The following is a 16,081-nucleotide window of genomic DNA, read 5'->3' on the forward strand; positions in this document are numbered from 1 at the left end:
GAGGTGTTCGTCGCGTGGCAGTGCGCCCAGCAACTGCGTTCCGCCTACCACCAGAAGGACCTCGCCGAGGGGCGGCGGATCGCCGAGAAGGTCGTCGACACATTCCACACCTGCCCGACCCCCGAGATCGCCCGCCTTGGCCGCACCCTCCGCCGCTGCCGGCTGCGTTCCTGGCCTACTTCACGACCCGACGATCATCGAACGGCGGAACTGAGGCCGTGAACGGGATCATCGAGCTTCACCGCCGCCTCGCCCGCGGCTACCGCAACCGCGGCAACTACCGGCTCCGCATGCTCCTCGCCGCCGGCGGCCTCACCCCATGACCCCCACCGGATGTCCGAAGAGCCGCATTTGGCTGGGCATCAAAGAAAATTAAACTTTTCATAAAGGGAGTTGCGTTGTGGCGTTGATCACGCATCGCGGTATCACTCCCCCCGACATGACCGCACGGCCAGCTGGCGACCAGTGGGTCAGAATGAGAAGAGCGGAGCGTGACATCCGCGCGTGCCGGCCAGGCCTTCGCACCGCCCGGTGTAGGACATCAGCCGCGAGTGCCCAGGTCTCCACGCACGCCCGGAACCCGGGCGTAGATCACCATGTCACGCGGCTGCCCGGACACCATCTCCCAGTTCGCGGCCACGCCCTCGCGGACGAAGCCGGCACCCCCGACGGCCCGCATCGAAGCGTCGTTCCACGGCTCCACGCTCGCCTCGCGCCGGTGCAGCCCCGGCAGGTCGAGCGCCCAGTCGCTCAGGACCCTCACGGCCCGCCCCGCGTAACCCCGCCGCCTCGCGCCGGGATCTACCCAATAGCCGATCGCGGCCCGGTGCGCGTCCTTGACCATGAGCCCGATCTGCCCTACTGCGCCTCCGGAGGACTCGTCCTCGATGACGAGTTGCACGCCCTGGCCCGAGCGCAGGCGCGAGTGCTGCCTGGCGATGTACGCCACGACCTCGGCGTCCGTGGCCGGCGCCGGGGGCACCGTCGTCACGGAGGTGATGTAGGCGTCGGTGCCGGCGGCGCGGACCAGCGCCGCGTCGTCGTGCGTTGGCCGACGCAACACCAGGCCTTGCCCGCGCAGGGTGGGTTCACGCTCCGGAAGCATGCACTCAAGCTAACCGCCCGTGCCTATCGTCGCCAGGGTGCCGCCGCGCTGCCGTGCGCCCCGGGCCGGGGTCAGATCCAGCCCTTCTCGCGCGCGGCGAGCGCGGCCTGGGCCCGGTTCTGCGCTCCCGTCTTGCCGATCGCGCTGGAGAGGTGGTTGCGCACCGTCCCCGCGGAGAGGAAGACCTCCGCCGCGATGTCCGCCACGGAGCGCCCGTCCAGCGCCAGCTTGAGCACCTGTGCCTCGCGCTCGGTCAGCGGATTGGAGCCCTCAAACAGGGTCGCCTCGGCGAGCGCCGGGTCCACGACGCGCAGTCCGGCGTGCACGCGGCGCACGGCGTCGGCGAGCTGCTCGGCCGGGGCATCCTTGACCACAAAACCGCTGGCCCCGGCCTCCAGCGCCGTGCGCAGATAGCCGGGCCGCGCGAACGTCGTCACGATGAGCACCTTGGTCTCGGGCGAGGCCTCCTTCACCAGACGCGTGGCCTCGAGCCCGTCCATCCCGGGCATCTGGATGTCCATGAGGCAGACGTCGGGGCGCAGCTCGCGCACGCGCTCCACGACCTCGGCACCGTCGGACGCCTCCCCCAGCACGGTGAGGTCGCTCTCCAACTCCAGCAACGCCCCGAGCGCCCCGCGCACGAGGGCCTGATCGTCGGCCAAGACCAGCCTGATGCTCACGTGGTTTCCCTTCCCTGCATGAACGACGACGCCGGGCGGCGCCGGCCCGCGCGGCTCACCGCGCGCTCCTCCGAATCCCTCACCACGTCACCGCCACCTTGGCCCCGCCCAGCTCCGAGGCACCCACGGCGCAGGAGCCGCCGGAAAGCGCGGCGCGCTCGGACATGCCCCGCAGTCCGTTGCCGGGCTTCCCGCCCAGCCCCACGCCGTCGTCCTCCACAAAAAGCTCGCCGGGGCGCAGGGTGACCAGCACCCGCGTGGCCCGCGCGTGGCGCAGCACATTGGTGACGGACTCCCGCAGGATCCAACCGGCGGGCAGCGCCTGCGCCGGCGAGAGCGCGCCGGCGTCGCCGCTCACCTCGAGCCGCACACCCCCGGACTCAAGCGCCGCCCGCGCGGACTCCAGCTGCGCCGCGAGCCCTTCGGACCGCAGCCCCGTCACGGTGGCCCGCACGCCCTGGATGGCCTCACCCGTGATCTTCTCGATCTCCTCGAGCTCGGCCCTGGCCCGCTCCGGGTCAACGTCCATGAGTCGGCGGGCCAACTGGGCCTTGAGCTTGACCACGGTGAGGGAGTGCCCAATGAGGTCGTGGACGTCCCTGGCCACCGCCTCGCGTTCCTCGCTCGTGGCCAGTTCCAGGCTGAGCTGGTCGGCATCGATGGAGCGGGCGATCAGCCACGTGGACACCGCGTTGACGAGCACGAGGATCACCAGGATGCCGAGCAGACCGAAGTACTCCCGCCCTTCGGGCTGCGTCACGATCGCGAGCACCACCACGGCCACGGCCACGCCGCTCGCGGCCCAGTACAGGGGGCGCTTGAACTGATACGCCAGCGTTGAAACCACAAACGGGAAAAAGCCGGTGGCGTTGAAGCCGATCGCCGGGACCGTCGCCACGACGGCCAGGAGCAGCACCCCGAGCAGCGCGTATTGCCGCGGCGCCACGCCTCCTTGGCCGGACACGCCCTGCACCGTGCCCCACTTGAACATCAGCAGGTACACGGCCACAAAGACGCCGAGGCCAACCCACGCGAGGACTTGGGTGCCCAGCCCCGCCCGGGATTCCAGGATCGCGGCGATCGGGTAGTACAGGAAGATCAGCCACACCGCGGCCATGACCCACCCGAAGCGGGCCCAGGGGTTTGGATTCCCCTTGGCCCGCTGCTTGGCGGCGCGCTGGGCCCCACGACGAGGAACGCCGAGCCGCAGATCTGCCGATCCTCTGTGTCCATGCCCATGAGGGTATCCGGGTCCCTACTGGCGGGCCCGCACGCGGCGGGTGCCGATCACCACGAGCCCGGCAAACACCACGGTCCAGGCGGCGACGTTGAGCAGGATCGCCCAGAGCGGATCGGAGTGCACCGCGTCGATCCCGCCCTCGAGCTGGGGCCAGCGGGCCAGCGCGTTGTAGCCGTACATCGGCGTGAACTTGGCGATGTCCAGCATCACGCCGGAGAGCGGCATGAAGACGTTGCCGAAGAAGGAGAAGAAGGTGATCATGATCGACGCCAGGCCGGAGGCCCCCTCGGAGGAGAAGAGCATCCCCATGCCGAGGCCAAACAGCCCGAACATGCAGCCGCCGGCCAGGATGATCGCGCCGGCGGCGAGCCACACCCACCCCTCGGTGGGCCGCGCCCCCGTCGCGGCACCCACGAGGAACACCACCACCACGGAGAGCGTGGAGTAGGCCAGGGCAACGAGCACCTTGGTGAGCGCGTACCCGGCCACCGTGAGGGGCGTGAGCGCCAGCTGCCTGCCCCAGCCACGGGCGAACTCGGAGGCGGCGAGCGAGGTCAGCGAGGTCATGGCCGTGGCCGTGCCAAACGCCGCCATGGACGTCATGACCGTGAAGGCGACGTTGCCGCGCCCCGCCATCACATCGGAGTACTCGGGCGTGGCACCGAAGATGACGTACATCACCACGGGCATGGCGAGCGTGAAGATGAGGGTGAAGGGGTTGCGCGCCTGGCGCACCAGCTCCACGCGGAAGAAGGTCGGGGAGAAGTTCATGGCTCAGTCCTGGGTCAGGGCCGCGAAGGCGGTCTCGAGGGTGGGGGCAACGATCTCCAGATCGGTGCACGCCAGGGTGGTCAGGAGGGTCAGCGCGAGGTCGTCGGAGTCGGTGCTGCGCACCGAGACGCGGTTCCCGTCGCGGGAGGGCTCGACGACGCCCGGGAGGCTTTGCAGCGCGGCCCAGGCCTGGTCGGCGGCCGCCTCCGGGAGGCTCGCGTGGAGCACACGCCCGCCGAGCGAGGCGCGCAGCTCCTGGGTGGGGGCATCGGCGACGACCTCGCCGCGCGCCATGACCACGGTGCGGCGGGCGAACTGCTCGGCCTCCTCCAGGTAGTGCGTGGCGAAGAGGATGGTGCGCCCGGCGTCGGCCTCGGCGCGCATGACGTCCCAAAAGCGGCGACGGGCGTTCACGTCCATGCCGGCGGTGGGCTCGTCGAGGACCAGCACATCGGGGTCGGACAGGATCGCCATGGCGAACTTGACGCGTTGCTGCTCGCCGCCGGAGCACTTGCCGACCTTGCGGCGGGCCAGCTCGTTGAGGTCGGCGGCGTCCATCACCTGGGCCACGCGCTCGCGGGAGAGCGAGTGCAGGCCGGCCGTGAGGTCGATGATCTCCTGGACGGTGACATCCGTGAGCAGGCCGCCCGTCTGCAGCACGGCGGAGAGCCGGCCGGTTGCGGCGGCCTTGCGGGGTTGCTCCCCCAGCACCCGTGCGGTGCCGGCGCTCGGGGCCGTGAGGCCCAGGAGCATGTCGATCGTGGTGGTCTTGCCTGCACCGTTGGGGCCCAGGAACGCCACGATCTCGCCGCGCTGCACCGTGAGATCCACGCCCTGCACGGCACGGACGGTGCCGCGGTTGAAGGTCTTGACCAGGCCGCTCAGTTCGACGGCGGGTGCTGTGTTCGTGCTCATGGCTCCAGCCTGCCGCCGCGGCGGCCCGGGTGGATCCGGGGGCTGTCACGACCTCGGCATGACATCCGTCATGGGCCGGGCCGGTGAGCGGCCCCGGGATCCGCCCACCGGCCAACTAGACCGCCCGCATCGACGCATGCAACGATGCGGATGTCACGCGTCACCCTGTCAGGAGAAACCATGCCCCGCACGCGCGCCGCGCTTCGTTCCGCCGCCTCGGCCCTCATCGCCACCCTGTCCGTCACCGGCTGCTCGCTCTTCGGCGGCGGCCCGCAGCGCGACGAGGAGGGCAAGGTGACGGAGAAGGCCTCGCTCGGGATCACCGATCTGCAGATTGGCGATTGCTTCAGTACCTCGGCGTCCGGGCAGGCGATGACCGGGGAGACCACCGAGGTGAAGCAGTCGGTCACCGTGGTTCCGTGCACGCAGGAGCACACCGACGAGGTGTTCGCGAAGGGCACACTCACCGGCACCACGCTGCCCGCGGGCGACGACATGTCCGAGCAGGCCATGAAGATCTGCGACGACGCGTTCCTCGAGTACGTCGGCAACCCCGAGACGGACATCCTCTACGCCTCCTACGCCGCGATGGACAACATCAGCTACGCGACGAACAAGACCCTCATTTGCGCCGTGGGGCTCGAGGACGGCGGGCCGCTGCACCGCTCCGCCAAGGGCGTGAAGACGCTCAAGGCACTCACGGCCAAGTAAGACGGGCCCTCCATGCACGACGACGCGGCGCCGGCACGGCGCGCTCCTCACGCCGGGCGCGGGGCCGGGGCTCAGGCCCCGGCGCCCGCCCAGCGTGCGGGCATGCTGCGCCGTCGGCGCACGGCGGCCGGCGCCGCCGTGGCGGCCGCCTCACTGGCCCTCGGCGGTTGTGGCCTCCTGCCCTGGTCCCTGCCCGCGCCGTCGGGCACGGCGCCTTCGAGCACCGCCCCGAGCTCCAGCGCCCCGGCGAGCAGCCCTGTCCCGTCCTCGAGCGACGCCCCTGCACCCGGCTGGGTGCGCCCGGGCGAGGTGCGGGTGGGAGCGTGCGTCGACACGAGCAACGGCCTGCGCTTCTCCACCTTCCAGGTGGTCGATTGCGAACAGATGCACGACGGGCAGGTCGTGGCGCAGGGCGTCATCGGCGGCACGAGCCTGCCGGACGACGATGACGACGCTGCCTGGCAGCGGCTGTACGACCGCCAGTGCACCCCAGCCTTCGCGGAATTCACTGGGACGTCCTGGGACGACTCACGGCTCTCCATGTACTACTGGGTACCCACGGAGCAGGAGTTCAAGGACGGTTACCGCTCGCTCACGTGCGTCATTCAGATGAACGACGGCACGCGCTTCTCCGGATCGGCGCTCGGCAAGAACAACGAGGAGCAGTTCAAGCACGGCCCGGGCTGGAAGGCCCCCACGGACGAGGATCTGTATAGCGACGAGCCGGAGACGCACCGCGTCTAGCGCGCGTGGCGCTCCTGGAAGACCAGGATCCGCTCCACCGCGCGGCGCACGGCCTCCGGGCCCGCCGCGAAGCTCAGCCGGACGGCGCCGCCGCCGTGCACGCCGTCGAAGTCGGAGCCGGGCGTGAGCGCCACGCCCTCCTCCTCCAGCAGGGCCGAGCACCAGGCCGAGGCGTCCGGGAAGGCCCCCAGCGCCGGCCCCAGCTGCGCGTAGAGGTAGAACGCGCCGTCGGCGGGGGCCGCCTCGCCCCAGCCGAGCTCCGGCAGGCGCTCCAGCAGCGCTGCGCGGGTGCGCGCGAACTCCTCGAGCTGGGCCGCGCCGAACGCGTAGGCCTCCTCGTCGAAGGCGTGCACGGCGGCGCGCTGGGCCGCGGCCGGCGGGCACAGCGCCACGTTGCCGGCGAGCGCCTCGATGCCCTCCGCGAGCTCGGACGGGGCCAGGAGCCAGCCCACGCGCCAGCCGGGCATCCCCCAGAACTTGGAGAAGGACGAGATCACCACGGCGTCGGTGCCAAACTCGCGCGCGCTCACGCCGAGCGGGTCGGCAGCACCCGGTTCCGGGTAGGTGATGCCGTGGTAGATCTCGTCGCTGATGAGCCGGGCGTCGTTGGCGGCGCACCAGGCGCTGAGGGCCTCAAGCTCCGGGCGCGTGGCCATGGTGCCCGTGGGGTTGGCCGGGGAGGCGAGGATCAGGCCGGCGAGCCGGCCATGTTCCTTCTTGGCGGCGTCGAGCAGTTCAGGAGTGGGCTGATAGCGGGTCTCGGGGCCGCACGGGATCTCCACGACGCGCAGGCCGAGGGCCGTGAGGATGTTGCGGTAGGCAGGGTAGCCCGGGCGGGCGATCGCGACGGCGTCGCCGGCCTCGAAGGCCGCGAGGAAGGCGAGCATGAACGCTCCGGAGGCGCCCGTCGTGACGACGACCTCCCGGGGATCGACGGCGGTGCTGTACCAGCGGGCGTAGTGCCCGGCGATGGCCGCGCGCAGCTCGGGGAGCCCGGCGGCCGGGGTGTAGTTCAGGCTCTCCCCGCCCGCGTGCACGGCGGCGGCCGCGGCGTTGACGGCCGGGGCCGCCCCGCCGGAGGGCTCGCCGGCGCACAGGGAGATGACGTCCCTCCCCTCGGCGCGCAGCTCACCCACGCGCCGCAGGATGGACATGACCTGGAACGGCGGGACGGAGCCGCGGCGGGAGAGCTGCATGGTGCCCATGCTGTCACGGGCCCAGGAATCGGTGCACCGTGGGGTGCTTCGCGGCTATCGTTGGCCAACCGCTCGTTGTGCTGGTGGACGGGCCAGTTCGCGCCGACTCACCCCCCTGCGAGGAGATCCTGCATGCGCCCCACCGCGAGCGACCGTCTGGCCAAGCTGGTCCTGGGAGGGCTCGGAGCCCTGCCCGCCGGGCTGCAGCGACGCTTGGGCGGCAAGCCCATCACGATCGATGGCCACGTGCTCTACCCCGAGGTGCAGATGGCGCTGCGCCTGCTCAACGCGATGCCTTCGAGCGACTTCTCCGAACAGCCCCTGGAGGCGGCCCGACGGACGATCGACAGCGAGGCCTACGTCTTCGGCAAGCGGCTGCCCGTCGACCGCGTCGAAGAGCTCGGCATCCCGGGCCCCGCCGGCCCGATCCCGGCGCGCAGCTACCGGCACTCCCACGCCGAGAACTCGATCGGCACCGTGGCCTACTTCCACGGGGGCGGCTGGGTGCTCGGCGGACTCGACTCGACGGACGCCGTCTGCCGCTTCATTGCGCACCACCTGCCCGTCACGGTCGTCTCGGTGGACTACCGCCTGGCACCCGAGCATCCCTTCCCCGCCGGGATCGAGGACGCCCTCGCAGCGTACCGGTGGATCCGGGAGCAGCCCTCGCTGGGCCGCACCGTGGCGGTCGCAGGGGACAGCGCCGGCGGCAACTTCGCGGCGGTGATCGCCCAGCTCACCAAGGACGACACCCCGCCCGACTTCCAGTTGCTCTTCTTCCCCGTCACCGACCTGGCCCACAAGAGCGCGTCCTACGCGAAGTTTGCCGAGGGCTTCTTCCTCACGGAACAACAGATGGACTGGTACAGCGAGCGCTACGTCCCGGACCGCGGCCAGCGCACCGACCCTCGCGTTTCCCCGCTCCTCGCCGAGGACGTGAGTGGGCTCGCGCCGGCCCACGTGGCTGTGGCCGGCTTCGACGTACTGCGCGACGAGGGGATCGCCTACGCCCGGCGCCTCCAGGACGCGGGCGTGCCCACCACGCTGCAGGTCGTGACGGGGCACATCCACGCCTTCACCAACACCACCGCGGCGAGCCGCACCGGCACCGAAGCCTTCCGCGAGGCGTTGAGGCACCTCGAACGGGGGCTGCTGGCTTCCGCTCGCTGACTCCACACGTTTCCTTCACTTCCACTGCAATCCCCGCGTGGACGTGAAGGAAACGTGTGGTGCCGGCGCAGGGGATGCCCGACGGCGGGTGGAGGGTCAGCGGGTCAGGCCCAGCGAGCGGGCCTGCATCTCGAGCCGCCACCAGGCCGGGGCCTGGCGCAGGCCGGCTGGGAGCCGCGGGTACACCGCGCCCAGCCCGCCCACGATCGCGCGGAACAGCCGGTCCCGGCCCGGCCCGTAGGCGAGGCCGAACTGCGCGCGCACGGGCGCGGGGAGCAGGGCCGCCGTCGCGAGCCGCGCGGCGGGCATGAGGGCGCGCAACCACAGCGGGGCCGCCTTGGCGGCAAGCAGCTCGCGGGACACGGCGAGGGCGTCGTCGCCGACCCGCAGGCCTGCCACGCGGCGCTCAAACTCGGCGTCGAAGGCCGCCCGGTCCCCGAACCAGCGCTCCGCGGGCACCCCGAGCGACGAGGCCAGCGCGCCGTAGCCGACCACCACGCGGTCCTGCGCCTCGCGCGGCAGGGGACCGAGCACCGCCTCCCACGTCCGGGTCCCCGCCCAGGCGAGGGTCATCGCGACCCACAGCCGGGCGTCGTCGTCGTCGTGCGCGTCGTAGGCCGGGCGGCCGCCCACAGCCTTCCCGTGCACCGGATCGTGGGCGGCGCTCACGTGGGCCACCTGCGCGCCGCGCAGTTGCGGCCCGCCAAGCGCCACGGCGTAGACGTAGTCGAGCGTGGCCCACAGACGTTTGAGCGGCTGCCGCGCGAAGTCGGAGTGCTCGGCCACGCCCCGGCCCACCCGGGGATCGGCGAGCTGGAGCAGGATCGCCGCCCCGGCGCCGCCGAGCAGCACCGCCTCGGGGGCGACATCGCGAAAGCCCCGGGCCTCGCGGGGATCGCGGGGTCCGGGGCTTCCGAAGGGCTGGCGGCTCATGCATCCATCATGGCGCAGGCCGCTGGGCCGGTCCTGGGTGCGGCGTCGCGGCGCCCGGGTGCGGGCTCGAGGCTCAGGCCTGCGCGGCCTCGGCCTGATCGGCGGCCTTGGCCTCGGCGATCTGGCGCTTGATGTCCACCATGTCGAGGGCCCGCACCTGGCCGATGAGGTCGTCGAGCGCCGGGCCGGGCAGCGCGCCGGCCTGGTTGAAGACCAGGACGCCGTCGCGGAAGGCCATGAGCGTGGGGATGGAGGTGATGCCGGCGGCACCGGCGAGCGCCTGCTCGGCCTCGGTGTCGATCTTGGCGAACACGATGTCCTGGTGGGACTCGGAGGCCTTCTCGAAGATGGGGCCGAACATCTGGCACGGGCCGCACCACGCGGCCCAGAAGTCGACGAGCACGATGCCGTCGCGGTCGACCACGGAATCGAAGTTTGACTGGTTCAGGTTGATGGTGGCCACGGACGGCCCTCCTCGCTGCTGGTGTGCGGGCTAACTACTCATAACAACGATACCCCTGGGGGTATCTATTCCCGGCCCCGTGACACGAACGGCGCCCGCTCGCCAAAGGTGAGCGGGCGCCGTCGGGCACTGGCAACGATCAGTCGTTGGCGGCGGCCAGCTGGCCGCACGCGCCGTCGATCTCCTTGCCGCGCGTGTCGCGCAGCGTGGTGGGGATGCCCTTGGCCTCGAGGCGATCGATGAACTCGTTCGTGGCCTGACGCGTGGAGGACGTCCAGATAGAGCCCGGCGTGGGGTTGAGCGGGATCGGGTTCACGTGGACCCAGCCGCGGCCGCGCGCGTTGAGCTTGTCGGCGAGCAGATCCGCGCGCCACGGGTGGTCGTTCATGTCCTTGATGAGCGCGTACTCGATGGAGACGCGGCGGCCCGTCTTGTCGTAGTACTCGCGGGCGGCGTCCAGCGCCTCGTCGACCTTCCAGCGCGAGTTCACGGGGATCAGGTCGTCGCGCAGCTCGTCGTCCGGCGCGTGCAGGGACAGCGCAAAGGTGAACGGCACGCCCTCGTCGGCGAGCTTGCGGATGGCCGGCACCAGGCCCACCGTGGAGACGGTGATGCCGCGGGCGGACATGCCCAGACCCTCGGGCTGATCGGCGACCATGCGGTGCACGGCGTTCATGACGCGCTTGTAGTTTGCAAGCGGCTCGCCCATGCCCATGAACACGATGTTGTTCACGCGCTCGGCGTCGGGGCCCTCGTGGCGGGTGCCGCCCAGGGCGCCCTCCGTGATGATGCGGTTGGCCTGGACGATCTGATCCAGGATCTCCGCCGTGGACATGTTGCGCGTGAGGCCGTTCTGGCCCGTGGCGCAGAAGGGGCAGTTCATGCCGCAGCCGCACTGGCTGGAGATGCACAGGGTGATGCGCTTGGGGTAGCGCATGAGCACCGACTCCACGAGCGCGCCGTCAAAGAGGCGCCACAGGAACTTGATGGTGCGACCGTCGTCGGTGACGAGGCGCTTGACCTCGGTCAGCAGCGGCGGGAAGAACGTCTCGACGATCTCCTGCTTGCGGTCCTTGGGAAGATCGGACATCTTCTCGGGGTCCGTGGTGTGGTGCGTGAAGTAGTGCACCGAGATCTGCTTGGCGCGGAAGGCCGGGAGACCCAGCTCCTTCATCTTCTCCTGGCGCTCGGCCATGGTCATGTCCGCGAGGTGCATGGGGGGCTGCTTGACGCGCGGCTTCTGCGCGAACTGCAGGGTGGGTCGGCCGTCGGTGCCCATAGGCTGCTTCCAGCCCTCGGCGGTGGGGCGGACCTGCGGACGACCGGTGAAGCGGTCCTTGCGGTCTGCCCGCGCGGCGACGGCGCGGGAGGTCCCGGAACGGTGGTGCTGGGGTTCGGAAGCGCGCTCAGTCATAACGGTCCATCGTCTCACGTTTTGCTTGGCGTTGCCGTGGTGCGGGCCACGCTTTCGCGGTGCCCGACGGCGGGTGGTGGGGGCGCGCTGTGAAGGCGTGCCCGGGGCGCGGGGCCGGGGTGCGCAGACGCTGGCGCTCAGGACCGCGCGGGGCGGCGGCGCTTCACGGAGCGCACGCCGTCGACGGCGGCGAACACCAGGCTGACGATCCCGCCCGCGACGAAGAGCCACGTGGCCCACACGTCGATCTGCGCGAGGTAACCGGCGGCGACGAAGAGGGCCGCTGCAAGGAGGACAAGACGAGCTGACATGCGAGCCAGCGTAGGGAGGGTGCGGCCAGACGCTTGCATCCTCACGGCGATCCTCACGGAATCCATGCGGTGCCCTCCGCGCGGTGCCCCGGCGGCCGGCGCGTCGGGCGCGCGGGGCGATGAGCGCCAGACGGAACCGGGCGCCGTCGGGCACATGACGAACCCCGGCGACGGGCGCGATGAGCGCCGACCCGCCGGGGCGTCGTCGGGCGGTGTGCCGCCCTGGTGTCAGATCTCGTAGCCCTCGGCGGGGCCGCTCTCGGTGGCGCCGCCCTCGTCGGTCCAGTCCTGGCCCTCCTCGACGCCCTGTTCCGGATCCGAGACCACATCCGGCTCGATGCTGAAGTCCGTTTCCTCACCCATGGCTACCCCTCTCGTCGCGATGCTGCGTACCCCTCCAGCGTCGCACCGCGGAGCTCGCATGTCACGGGCCGGGGGCCACACACCGCCGCACGTTCCCGCCCCGCACCCCGCCCTCGGCCCAGGGCTCACCCGCCGTCGTGCCGTGCCCCGCCGGGGCCGAGCATCCGAAAAACGACGAAGCATCGTCGAAACGACGATGCTTCGTCGTTTCGTGGAGGCAAAGTCACTCCCTCACAGCTCCCCCGCATCCACAACGGGGCGGAGACCCCTGGCTCGGGCGCTCGCGTGGGCCGCAGGCTCAGACGATGACACGACTCAACCCCCGCCCTTTCCCCGAAGGCCTCCTCATGCACAGCGTGGACCCACTTCTCCACCGGCGTGCACGGACAGGGCACCTTCTCAGGCTCGCCCCCGGAATCTACGTCCCTCAAGAGGACTGGCGATCTCGGTTGCCCTGGGATCGCTATACGTTGGCTGCAGCGGCCATTCAGTTATGGCTTCCTTCCGCCACGTTCAGCCACACGACCGCACTGCACCTCTGGGGGCTGCCGCTCCTGTCCCTGCCACGAGAGCTACACCTGGCTTGGCCGCACACCACCCATGCAGGCTTGCAGTCGCAGATCGCGGGCGTTGCCATGGGCGGTGCCGCTTTTGCCGTGCCGCGCCGCCGCTATCACGTCCGCCCGGAGGGAGACTCTGCACCTGTGCTCACGTCGCTTGGGTTCCGCCTCGCGCCACTGTCCGAGTCCCTGGTCCTGTCGATCGCGCGCCTGCCGTTCACTGAAGCCGTTGTTCTCGCCGACGCGACGTTGCGCAGACGACCAGGCTTCGTGGGTAGCGAGCCCCACGATCGAGCTCTCTCGCTCCTCGGATCGTTGAGTGCGTTGAGAAGAGTCACGGAAGTCCTGGAGTTTGCGAGTGCCCTGAGCGAGTCCCCCGGCGAGTCATGGAGCCGCGCGATCATGGCGCTCCAAGGCCTTGAGCCGCCCGTCCTCCAGCAGGAGTTCGTCACCGACGGCGCGCGAGACAGGGTGGATTGCTGGTGGCCGTCCTGCGGGGTCATCGGGGAATTCGACGGCAAAGACAAGTACCTGAGCCTGGGCGGCTCCAGCCGCGCGGAGCAGTGGCAGGTGCTCAACGCCGAACGCCAGCGCGAGGCACGGTTGCGGTCGCGCTCCGAGGTGCGCGCGGTCGTGCGCTGGACCTGGGACGAGTTACGCCACTCCGAGCTGTTCGCCCACAAGCTCGAACTCGCTGGGGTTCCTCGAGATCGCGGGCGGAGGCTTCGGGCGGCTTGAGCCGCAGCCCCTTTGCATCCAGAAAACGACGGCGCATCGTCGTTTGGACGATGCGCCGTCGTTTTGTGGATCAGTTTTGCCCCGCAGCGGCTCAGCGGCTCAGTGGCTCAGCGACCGAAGATCTTGCCCAGGAAGCCGCCCGAGGACTTGGCCGAGGCCTTCTCCTCGTCGGTGCACTTGCACCACTGGCCCGCGGGCACGCCGGCCTTGACGGCGGCGACGTGCTGGCCTCAGCCGGCCCAGGTGGTCTTGCCGCAGTTCTTGCAGGAAACGGGACGGCACATGATGGTTCTCCTTTGGTTGGGGTGAGGTTGAAGCGAGAAAGGTTTAGAGCCCGAGCGCGGCCTTGGCGCCGAGCGCCAGGATCGCCACGGACAACGCCGCGAGGAACACGGTCTTGGTGAGGGATTCGGACAGGCGCGTCGAGAGCCGCGCGCCGAGCAGCGCCACCGCGGCGGTGGCCCCGGCCAGGATCAGCGCCTGCACTGGGTAGTCCGCGCCGAGCGCGTCGTGGCCGGCGAGCAGGTGGGTCGCCACGCCGGACACCGAGGTGCCGGCGATGATCGCGAGCGAGGTGCTCGCCGCGCGCCGCATGCTCAGGCCGAGCAGCACGGTCAGCGCCGGCACAACGAGGAAGCCGCCGCCCACGCCGAGCAGCCCGGTGAGGTACCCGACCACGCCGCCCACCGCGAGGCGGTTGATCCAGCAGGAGACGGGGAACGCCTCCGGGTCCTCGTCCTGAGGGCACGACGGCGCACGGTCGCCTTCGGTGCCGGCGTCGCCTTCGGAAGGGCTCGCCGAGGCGGCGCCGTCCCCGGCGCCAGCCTCGTGAACGAGCGGGGCGCCAGCCCCGGGAACGAGCCCGGCGCCCACCCCGGGAACGAGCCCGGCGCCCACCCCGGGAACGAGCGCGGCGCCCACCCCCGCGGCCTGCGCTCCACTGCGCGCCGCGGCGCGCTCGCGGGCCGTGGCCTGCTTGGCGCGGATCCCGGCCAGCTGGCGCCAGAGCGCCACGAGCAGGATCGCGAGGAGCATCCAGGTGAGCACTGCGTCGGGCAGCAGGGGCGCGGTGGACGCGCCCCACGCGGCCGCCGGGATGCCGGCGGCCAGGAAGCCCACCACGGAGCGCCAGTCAACGGCCTGGTCCGCTCCCCCGCCGCGCCGGCCCAGCAGCCCCACGAGGGCGCCGGCCAGCACGGCGGCGAGGGACAACGCCGACGCCTGCGCGGCCGAGGCCCCGCCGAGCAGCATGAGCGCCGGGACGGCAACGATGCCGCCGCCCGCCCCCACGACGCCCAGCAGCGCGCCGACCACGGCGCCCACGAGGACCAGGATCAGCCAGCTCACGCCGCGGCCACCGGGCTCTCGACGCGGCCGGGCACGGCCACCGACAGGGCGCCGAAGCCGCCGAGCACATCGCTCACGCGCTCGTAGCCCGCCGCGCGCAGCACGGAGGCGGCCACGGAGGAGCGCCAGCCGCCGGCGCAGTGCACCACCAGATCCAGATCGGACGGCACCTCGGACAGGCGGCGCGGCAGCTCGGCGAGCGGGATGCGCAGCGAGCCGGGCATGGCGCCGGCCTCGATCTCGCCCGGGTTGCGCACGTCGAGGTACAGGGCGCCGGAGGCCACGGCGGCCTCCGCCGCGAGCGGCTCGAGGCGCTGCGCCACGCCCCACTCACCCTCGGCCTGCAGCGCAAGGCGCGCCGCGTCGTCGAGCATCAGGAAGCCGTTGCCGCCGTCCAGGCCGATGCGGGCGGCGCGGACGCGCGCCTCCTCCGCGTCGGCGGCGGACGCGGCAACGAACACCACGGAGGCGCCGAGCGGCGCGACCATGCCGAGCGTCTCGGCGAAGCGGCCGCCCAGGTCAACGTTGAGCGAACCGAGCACGTGGCCAGCGCCGAAGTCCTCGGGCGAGCGGGTGTCGATGAGCACGGACCCGGCGGAGCGCGCGGCGAGGGCCTCGGCCACCGAGAGCCCGGAGGGCAGTCCGTCCACGTCGAAGAGCGCGCGCTCGGCGCGATTGAGGACGGCGTCCTCGCCGAAGTACGCGGGGATGGCGGGCTGGCCGCTCGTCAGGATCCGCACGAATTCCTCGACCGGCAGCTCGCGGGCCAACGGGTTCACGAGGCGCTGCGCGCCGATCGTGGACTCCAGCTCGGTCGAGAGGTTCTTGCCGCACGCGGAGCCGGCGCCGTGGGCGGGCAGGACGCGCACGGCGTGGGGCAGGGCCATGAGGCGCGCCACGGAGGCGTGCTGGGCGTGGGCCAGCTCGAGCGGATCCGCGCCGACGGCGGCGGCGAGGTCGGGGCGACCCACGTCGCCGATGAAGAGGGTGTCGCCCGTGAGCACGGCCTCGACGGCGGACTCGACGCCCGCGGGGCGCAGCAGCAGGGAGGTGGACTCCCACGTGTGGCCCGGCGTGTGCGCTGCCTCGATGACCAGGCCCGTGGCGGGATCGCCGAGGGCCAGGCGCTCGCCGTCGGCGAAGGCGCGGTGGGCGTACTGCGGGTCGGCCTGCGGGCCGTAGCCGATCCACGCGCCGGTGGCGGCCTGCAGCTCGAGGTGCCCGGCCAGGAAGTCGGCGTGGAAGTGGGTGTTGAAGACGCCCTCGATCGTGAGGCCGAGCTCCATGGCGTCGGCGAGGTACTCGTCCACGTCGCGGCGGGGGTCGACGATCACGGCGCGGCCCGTGGCCTCATCGGCCACGAGGTACGAGGCGTGCGAGAGGCAGCCGAGGTAGTACTGCTTGAGAATCACGTTCCTGG

General features: G+C 71.6%; 17 protein-coding genes and 1 pseudogene. 5 read left to right on the forward strand and 13 right to left on the reverse strand.

Features of this window, described 5'->3' with window-relative positions:
- Positions 1-323, forward strand: a pseudogene (locus tag DWB68_RS12430) (ISL3 family transposase); the annotation flags it as partial.
- Positions 324-541: 218 nt separating this feature from the next.
- On the opposite strand, the gene DWB68_RS12435 reads toward DWB68_RS12430, so the two are convergent.
- The 5 genes from DWB68_RS12435 to DWB68_RS12455 form a co-directional block, all read right to left on the reverse strand.
- Positions 542-1,105 (reverse strand): GNAT family N-acetyltransferase, encoded by a 564-nt coding sequence (locus DWB68_RS12435; protein WP_119425448.1) that lies wholly within the window; start codon positions 1,103-1,105, stop codon positions 542-544.
- A 71-nt stretch (positions 1,106-1,176) separates the two neighbouring features.
- Entirely contained in the window at positions 1,177-1,785 is a 609-nt protein-coding gene (locus tag DWB68_RS12440) for a response regulator transcription factor (protein ID WP_119425449.1), read from the reverse strand.
- A 79-nt stretch (positions 1,786-1,864) separates the two neighbouring features.
- Positions 1,865-2,902: a sensor histidine kinase gene (locus DWB68_RS12445; RefSeq protein ID WP_119425450.1), complete on the reverse strand. Its 1,038-nt coding sequence runs from the start codon at positions 2,900-2,902 to the stop codon at positions 1,865-1,867.
- Positions 2,903-3,040: 138 nt separating this feature from the next.
- Positions 3,041-3,796: an ABC transporter permease gene (locus DWB68_RS12450; RefSeq protein WP_119425451.1), complete on the reverse strand. Its 756-nt coding sequence runs from the start codon at positions 3,794-3,796 to the stop codon at positions 3,041-3,043.
- A gap of 3 nt (positions 3,797-3,799) precedes the next feature.
- Positions 3,800-4,711 (reverse strand): ABC transporter ATP-binding protein, encoded by a 912-nt coding sequence (locus tag DWB68_RS12455; RefSeq protein ID WP_119425452.1) that lies wholly within the window; start codon positions 4,709-4,711, stop codon positions 3,800-3,802.
- A 180-nt stretch (positions 4,712-4,891) separates the two neighbouring features.
- On the opposite strand from DWB68_RS12455, the gene DWB68_RS12460 reads away from it, so the two are divergent.
- Together DWB68_RS12460 and DWB68_RS12465 are read left to right on the forward strand one after the other, a co-directional pair.
- Positions 4,892-5,422: a septum formation family protein gene (locus DWB68_RS12460; RefSeq protein WP_119425453.1), complete on the forward strand. Its 531-nt coding sequence runs from the start codon at positions 4,892-4,894 to the stop codon at positions 5,420-5,422.
- A gap of 102 nt (positions 5,423-5,524) precedes the next feature.
- Positions 5,525-6,166 (forward strand): septum formation family protein, encoded by a 642-nt coding sequence (locus DWB68_RS12465; RefSeq protein WP_119425454.1) that lies wholly within the window; start codon positions 5,525-5,527, stop codon positions 6,164-6,166.
- On the opposite strand, the gene DWB68_RS12470 is transcribed toward DWB68_RS12465, so the two are convergent.
- A complete protein-coding gene (locus DWB68_RS12470) occupies positions 6,163-7,362 on the reverse strand; it encodes a pyridoxal phosphate-dependent aminotransferase (protein ID WP_233548802.1) in 1,200 nt (399 codons plus the stop codon). The genes DWB68_RS12465 and DWB68_RS12470 overlap by 4 nt on opposite strands.
- 132 nt (positions 7,363-7,494) lie before the next feature.
- Here DWB68_RS12470 and DWB68_RS12475 point away from each other — a divergent pair, with 132 nt between their 5' ends.
- Entirely contained in the window at positions 7,495-8,532 is a 1,038-nt protein-coding gene (locus DWB68_RS12475) for an alpha/beta hydrolase (RefSeq protein WP_119425456.1), read from the forward strand.
- A 96-nt stretch (positions 8,533-8,628) separates the two neighbouring features.
- Here the strand turns inward: DWB68_RS12475 and DWB68_RS12480 are convergent, their stop codons facing one another.
- The 5 genes from DWB68_RS12480 to DWB68_RS17035 all read right to left on the reverse strand — a co-directional run bounded on the left by DWB68_RS12480 (position 8,629) and on the right by DWB68_RS17035 (position 12,016).
- Positions 8,629-9,465, reverse strand: a complete 837-nt coding sequence (locus tag DWB68_RS12480) for an oxygenase MpaB family protein (protein ID WP_119425457.1) — start codon at positions 9,463-9,465, stop codon at positions 8,629-8,631.
- 73 nt (positions 9,466-9,538) lie between these two features.
- Entirely contained in the window at positions 9,539-9,928 is a 390-nt protein-coding gene (gene trxA / locus DWB68_RS12485) for a thioredoxin (protein ID WP_119425458.1), read from the reverse strand.
- 139 nt (positions 9,929-10,067) lie between these two features.
- Positions 10,068-11,342, reverse strand: coding sequence for a 23S rRNA (adenine(2503)-C(2))-methyltransferase RlmN (rlmN, locus tag DWB68_RS12490; RefSeq protein ID WP_119425459.1), 1,275 nt, complete (start codon positions 11,340-11,342; stop codon positions 10,068-10,070).
- 137 nt (positions 11,343-11,479) lie between these two features.
- Positions 11,480-11,653, reverse strand: coding sequence for a hypothetical protein (locus DWB68_RS16295; protein ID WP_158588307.1), 174 nt, complete (start codon positions 11,651-11,653; stop codon positions 11,480-11,482).
- Between the two features lie 228 nt (positions 11,654-11,881).
- Positions 11,882-12,016 carry a hypothetical protein gene (locus tag DWB68_RS17035; protein WP_267896970.1) on the reverse strand — a complete coding sequence of 45 codons (135 nt, stop codon included), beginning with the start codon at positions 12,014-12,016 and terminating at the stop codon, positions 11,882-11,884.
- Between the two features lie 608 nt (positions 12,017-12,624).
- Between DWB68_RS17035 and DWB68_RS12495 the strand changes: the two genes are divergently transcribed.
- The gene (locus DWB68_RS12495; protein WP_147391675.1) at positions 12,625-13,314 is read left to right on the forward strand and encodes a hypothetical protein; all 690 of its coding nucleotides are present in this window, start codon (positions 12,625-12,627) and stop codon (positions 13,312-13,314) included.
- A 327-nt stretch (positions 13,315-13,641) separates the two neighbouring features.
- On the opposite strand, the gene DWB68_RS16815 is transcribed toward DWB68_RS12495, so the two are convergent.
- Together DWB68_RS16815 and DWB68_RS12505 are read right to left on the reverse strand one after the other, a co-directional pair.
- A complete protein-coding gene (locus DWB68_RS16815; protein WP_158588308.1) occupies positions 13,642-14,661 on the reverse strand; it encodes a TSUP family transporter in 1,020 nt (339 codons plus the stop codon).
- The gene (locus DWB68_RS12505) at positions 14,658-16,073 is read right to left on the reverse strand and encodes an MBL fold metallo-hydrolase (protein ID WP_119425462.1); all 1,416 of its coding nucleotides are present in this window, start codon (positions 16,071-16,073) and stop codon (positions 14,658-14,660) included. The genes DWB68_RS16815 and DWB68_RS12505 overlap by 4 nt, the downstream gene beginning before the upstream one ends.
- Positions 16,074-16,081: the final 8 nt, after the last annotated feature.

The organism is Galactobacter valiniphilus (genome assembly GCF_003575975.1).
In the GTDB taxonomy this organism is placed as follows: Bacteria; Actinomycetota; Actinomycetes; order Actinomycetales; family Micrococcaceae; genus Galactobacter; species Galactobacter valiniphilus.